Genomic DNA, 6,413 nt, shown 5'->3' on the forward strand with positions numbered 1-6,413 from the left:
TTCATCGCCTTGTCACCGGCGATGCGCGAGCCTCTCTAATTCGACCATAATTTATCGGGCTCATCCTTAACACACTTACGCAAGGATCCGTGGCCGGCTGGAAAAACGCGCGAACAATCGTGCGTTTCTTCCAAGCGTGTTGGGTAGCGATGTCCTTGATCATCGGTTTCCAGAGCACCCGTGTGCTCGCATATACGGATTGATGCCATGCTCAGCTTTCCTCTCGCTCCCGCTCAATCGGGCATCTTCTTTCGGCAACAACTCGACTTGCGCGATCCGCGCTTCAATCTCGCGCAGTTGACGGAGATCATCGGGCCGCTCGACGTCGAGATATTGCAAGCGGCGGTCCGGCAGACGGTGGGCGAAGCAGACGCGATGCAGGTGCGCATCGTCATCGACGATGGCATGCCGCATCAGGTGGTGCCGGACACGCTCGTAGACTTCACGCTGCCCGTGGTCGACGTCAGCGATGCGCCCGACCCCGTGGAGGCCATCGATCGCCATGTGCAGGCCGCGCTTGCCGAAGCCATCGATCTCGGCCGCCATCCCCTCTTCGACGGCACGCTTTTTCAGGCCGGCCCGACGCGGTTCTTCCTGTTTCAGCGGATTCATCACATCGCGTTCGATGGCTTTTCGTTTTTCCTTTTCACGCAGCGCCTCGCGGCGGTCTATTCCGCGCTGGTCGAGCGACGCGAGCCCGCGCCAGCCGGCTGGGGACGGCTCGCCGATCTCATCGATGACGATGACGCCTACCGCGCGTCCAGCGCCTTCGAGCGCGATCAGCAGTTCTGGCGCGAGTATCTGGCGGACTGTCCCGAGCCGGTGATTCTCGGTGAATGCATGGCGCACGAGCCGATTCTCGCGGATGATTCCGCACAGGCGATCGCGCAAATGCGCCTGTCAGCCGAAACGACGCGGCTTCTCCGGCAAGTGTCCGAGCGCAACGGCGCGACGTGGCCGCAATTCATCACGGCGGTCATGGCCGCCTATGTCGCGCGTCTGAGCGGGCAGCCCGAAGTGGTGCTCGGCTTCCCGGTCACGGCGCGGGTCGGACGGCTGGCGAGAAGCGTGCCGGGCATGTTGTCCAATGCGCTGCCATTGCGCGCGGCGCTGGATGCGGACACGAGCATCATCGATCTGCTCGATACGGTGTCGAAACAAAGCCGCCGCATCCTGCGTCATCAGCGCTATCGCGTCAAAGACATCCGGCGCGATGTGGGACGCATCGAATCCGACCGGCCGCTCTTCGGTCCCACCGTGAACATCATGCCCGATTACAGCGTCGCGCTGGACTTCGCCGGCTGCCGGATCGGCTCGAACCGCTCTTTCTATGGAACGCCGGATGATCTCGCGCTGATCGTGCATGACGAGGGCGACGCGTTCGGTATCGAATTGATGTTCGACGGCAATCCGTCGCTCTATACACTCGAAGACGTGGATGCCCACGCGCGGCGCTTCACCCGTTTGCTCGAACAGGCGCTGGAGCGGCCCGATGCACCGCTCAATGCGTTCGAACTCGTGCTGCCCGAGCGACAGGCGCTGCTCGAACGATGGAACGATACGGCCGCGCCTTATCCCGAACATCTGTGCATCCATCAGCTTCTCGAACAGCAGGTTCGACTCACGCCCGATGCCGTCGCGCTCGCCTGCAACGACGAAACACTCACGTTCGCGCAACTCAACGCGCGCGCCAACCGGCTCGCGCATCGGCTGATCGCTTTGGGCGTGCGTCCGGAAGACCGCGTGGCGCTGTGCATGGAGCGCGGCATCGGCGCGATCGCCGCATTGTTCGCCATCCTCAAGTCTGGCGGTGCCTATGTGCCGCTCGATCCGGCCTATCCGGGCGAGCGCCTGAGTTACATCCTCGAAGACGCCGCGCCCCTGCTGCTGGTCGCCGATGCCGCCGGCCGTCATACGCTCGGCGACACGGGCGCGCTCAACGTGGTCGATCCCGCCGCGTCGCTCGATGACACGCTGCCGCAAGGGGATCCGCTCGTGCCCGGACTCGCCTCGCATCATCTTGCGTATGCGATCTATACATCCGGTTCGACCGGCAAACCGAAGGGCGTGCTGGTCGAGCATCGTCATGTGCTGAACCTGCATCACGCGCTGCATTCGACGGTCTTCGCCCATTGCGCGCCGCACTCCGGCGTCACGCTGAACGCGAGCATCGCGTTCGATGCCTCGGTGCAGAACCTCACCGCCTTGCTGTCCGGAAATCGGCTGATGATCGTTTCCGCCGATGTGCGCACCGACGCGATGGCGTTGGTCGATTTCCTCGATACCGCTGGCATCGACGTATTCGACTGCACCCCGACTCAGCTCGAATCGCTGTTCTCCGCTGGTCTGCTCGAACGACGGCAATCGCCCCTTACGATTCTCGTGGGCGGCGAGCCGCTCACGCCGCAGACCTGGAACCGACTCGCGCGCGCCGAACAGATTCGCGCCTTCAACGTCTATGGTCCGACCGAATGCACAGTCGATGCGACCGTTGCAGAGATCACGGCCGAACAGACGCATCCCGTGATCGGCAGGCCGCTTGCCAACACGCGCGCGTATGTCCTCGATGCGCAACGTCGCGTGGTGCCGCCGGGCGCGGTCGGCGAACTTCATATCGGTGGCGCGGGCGTGGCGCGCGGCTATCTGAACCGGCCTGAACTCACCGCCGAGCGCTTCCTCGACGATCCGTTCGTTGCGGGCGCGCGCATGTACCGTACCGGCGACCTCGCGCGTTATCGCCTCGATGGCAATATCGAGTTTCTCGGCCGTAACGATCATCAGATCAAGATTCGCGGCTTTCGCATCGAGCCTGGTGAGATCGAGACACAGATCGCAAGCCATGCGGCGGTGCGTGAGGCGGTCGTCATCGCGCGGGCGCGACATCAGGGTTCGCAGGATCAGCAACTCGTCGCCTATGTCACGCTGCTTGCCGATATCGATGCCAGCGCCTTGCGCGAGCATCTCGCCTCGCGTTTGCCCGATTACATGGTGCCATCGGCCTTCGTCACGCTCGATGCGTTGCCGCTGACGCCAAGCGGCAAGCTCGATCGCCGCGCGTTGCCCGATCCGCAAGCCGATGCGTTCGCGCTGCGCCCCTTCGAAGCACCGCAAGGTTCAACCGAAGCCGCGCTCGCCGAATTGTGGGCCGAGCTGCTCGGGCTCGAGCGCGTCGGACGTCACGACAACTTTTTCGCGCTCGGTGGACACTCGCTGCTCGCCGTGACGCTCATCGAACGGCTGCGGCGCATCGGCGTGCATGCGAGCGTGCGCGATCTGTTCGCCACGCCCGTGCTCAGCGCGCTGGCGGCTTCACTCGAAGGCGGAGCGCCCACGGTCGATATCGTCGTGCCGCCCAACGCGATCACGCCCGACTGCACCGCGATTACTCCGGCGATGCTGCCGCTCGTCGAACTCACGCAAACGGACATCGATCGAATTGTCGCGCAGGTGCCCGGCGGGCTCGCCAATGTTCAGGATATCTATTCACTTGCGCCTTTGCAGGAAGGCATTCTGTTCCATCATATGCTGACCTCGGAGGGCGATCCGTATCTGCAAACCGCGCGTCTCGCCTTCGATAGCCGCGCACGGCTCGACGCGTGGCTCGATGCCCTGCAGCACGTCATCGAACGGCACGACATCCTGCGCACCGCTTTTATCCACGATGGCCTCAGCGCCGCTGCTCAGGTCGTCTGGCGCAAGGCGCCCGTGACGATTACGGAGATCGACGGGTCGCTGGCGCGGCATTTCGATGCCCGCACGAAACGCCTCGATCTCACGCAGGCTCCCTTGATGCGAATCGCGATCGCGCCCGAAGCGCAAAGCGGGCGCTGGCTCGTTCAGTTGAACTGGCATCACCTGATCGGCGATCATGCGACGCTCGATGTGATGCATGCGGAAATCGATACGATCGTCAACGGCAAGGGCGATACGCTCGGCGCGGCTCAACCGTTCCGCAATCTGGTCGCGCAGGCGCGGCTCGATGCGAATCAGCAAGCGCACGAAGCGTTCTTCCGCGACATGCTCGCCGATGTGAACGAACCGACGCTGCCCTTCGGTCTCACCGATGTGCATCATGACGGCTCGGCCATCGGCGAAGCACGCGTGACGCTGCCCGCAGCGCTCGATACGCGTCTGCGCGCACAAGCCCGAAACCTCGGCGTGAGTCTCGCGAGCCTCTGTCATCTCGCCTGGGCGCGCGTGCTGAACGCGGGCAGTGCAGTCGACTCCGATGGACGCATCGTGTTCGGCACCGTGCTGCTCGGGCGCATGCAGGCGGGCGTCGATCAGGCTTTGGGGCTGCTGATCAATACCCTGCCGATTCGCCTCGATGTGAATGGGGCTTCCGTCGTCGACAGCGTGCGTGACACGCACGAACGTCTCGCGGCCTTGCTGCAGCATCAGCATGCGCCGCTCGCGCTCGCTCAGCGATGCAGTGGCGTCGCCGCGCCCGCGCCGCTCTTCAGCGCGTTGCTAAACTATCGCCACAATCAAGGCTCGACCGATGGGCGTTTCGAAGGGATCGAGTTGCTCAGTGCCGAAGAGCGCACCAACTATCCATTGACGCTTTCGGTGGACGACAACGGCGATAGTCTCGAACTCACCGCGCAGACGGTTTCGCCGCTGTCGCCTGAGCAATTGTGCGGGTACATGGGGCAGGCGTTGTCGAGTCTCGTGCAGGCGCTCGAACAGGCGCCCCGGACGCCGGTGAATCAGCTCGACGTGCTGCCGCCCGAGATTCGCACGCTGCTGGTCGAAACGTGGAACCACGTCGGCGCGGGCTATCCTGCGGATCTGTGCATCCATCAACTCTTCGAGCAGCATGCTCGAAGCACGCCCGATGCGATCGCGCTGGTCTTCGAAGATGCGTCGCTTACTTATGCGCAACTCAATGCGCGCGCCAACCGGCTCGCACATCATCTGATTGCGCTCGGGGTGTGTCCGGAAGACCGCGTGGCGCTGTGCGTGGAGCGTGGCATCGGCATGGTCGTCGCCTTGATGGCGATACTCAAGGCTGGTGGTGCTTATGTGCCGCTCGATCCGGCCTATTCCGGCGAGCGTCTGAATCACATCCTCACCGACTCCACGCCACGTCTGCTGCTCGCCGATGCCACGGGCCGTGATGCACTGGGTGACACCGGTTCGCTGACCGTGCTCGATCCCGATGCATCGCTCGACGATTCATATCCGCAAGACGATCCGCAAGTGCCCGTCGCTCCGCCTCATCTTGCGTACGTGATCTACACGTCCGGGTCGACCGGCAAACCCAAGGGCGTGATGGTCGAGCATGCGCAGATCGTGCGCCTGTTCGACGCGACGCAAGACTGGTTCGGCTTTCATGAACGCGATGTGTGGTGTCTGTTCCACTCGTTCGCCTTCGATTTTTCGGTGTGGGAGTTGTGGGGCGCGTTGCGTCATGGCGGCAAGCTGGTGATCGTGCCGCAGCATGTCGCCCGGTTCGCGCCGGATTTCCTTCGCCTGCTTCAGCGCGAGGGGGTCACTGTTCTGAATCAGACGCCCAGCGCGTTTCGCGCCCTCATTCAGGCGCAGGAAACTAACGATGCTCCTACTGCGCTGCGCTATGTGATCTTCGGCGGAGAGGCGCTGAATCCGTCGATGCTCGAACCCTGGTACGCGCGTCATTCGGACCAGCAACCGCGCCTGATCAACATGTACGGCATCACCGAGACGACCGTGCACGTGACCTATCGCCCGCTGACACGCGAAGATTGCGCGGACGGCAATAGCCCGATCGGTGTGCGTATTCCTGATCTCACGGTTTATCTGCTCGATGCACAAGGGAAATTGGCGCCGATCGGTGCGGTGGGTGAACTGTATGTCGGCGGTGCGGGCGTGGCGCGGGGATATTTGAATCGGCCTGAGCTTACCGCCGAGCGGTTCATCGACGATCCTTTTGCTCCTGGTTCGCGGATGTATCGTACGGGTGATCTCGGGCGTTATCGTTCTGATGGCAGTCTCGAGTTTTTTGGCCGCAACGATCATCAGGTCAAGATTCGTGGCTTTCGTATCGAACTGGGTGAGATCGAGGCGCAGATCGCCAGTCATCCGGAAGTGCGCGAAGCGGTGGTCATCGCGCGGGCGCGTCAGCAGGATGATCAGCAGTTGGTCGCTTATGTCACGCTGGCTTCGGAGATCGATGCGAGCGCGTTGCGCGAGCATTTGAGTTCGCGTTTGCCCGACTACATGGTGCCGTCAGCCTTCGTCGTGCTCGATGCGCTGCCTCTCACACCGAACGGCAAGCTCGATCGTCGTGCGCTGCCTGATCCGCAATGGCAAAGCCTCGATGAATACGTCGCCCCGCGCAACGCGCTCGAAGCGACCCTCGCGCAGTGCTTCGCCAGCGTGCTCGGCCTCGAACGCGTGAGCGTGTTCGATAACTTCTTCGCGCTTGGCGG

At 63.1% G+C, this 6,413-nt stretch carries 1 protein-coding gene; it reads left to right on the forward strand.

Going from position 1 to position 6,413, the window contains the following annotated elements; genetic code table 11:
• Positions 1 to 207: 207 nt before the first annotated feature.
• A partial coding sequence (locus AWB80_RS24190) for a non-ribosomal peptide synthetase (protein ID WP_061177187.1) occupies positions 208 to 6,413 on the forward strand: 6,206 nt, incomplete at its 3' end.

The sequence above is a fragment of the Caballeronia pedi genome, from assembly GCF_001544915.2.
GTDB lineage: Bacteria > Pseudomonadota > Gammaproteobacteria > Burkholderiales > Burkholderiaceae > Caballeronia > Caballeronia pedi.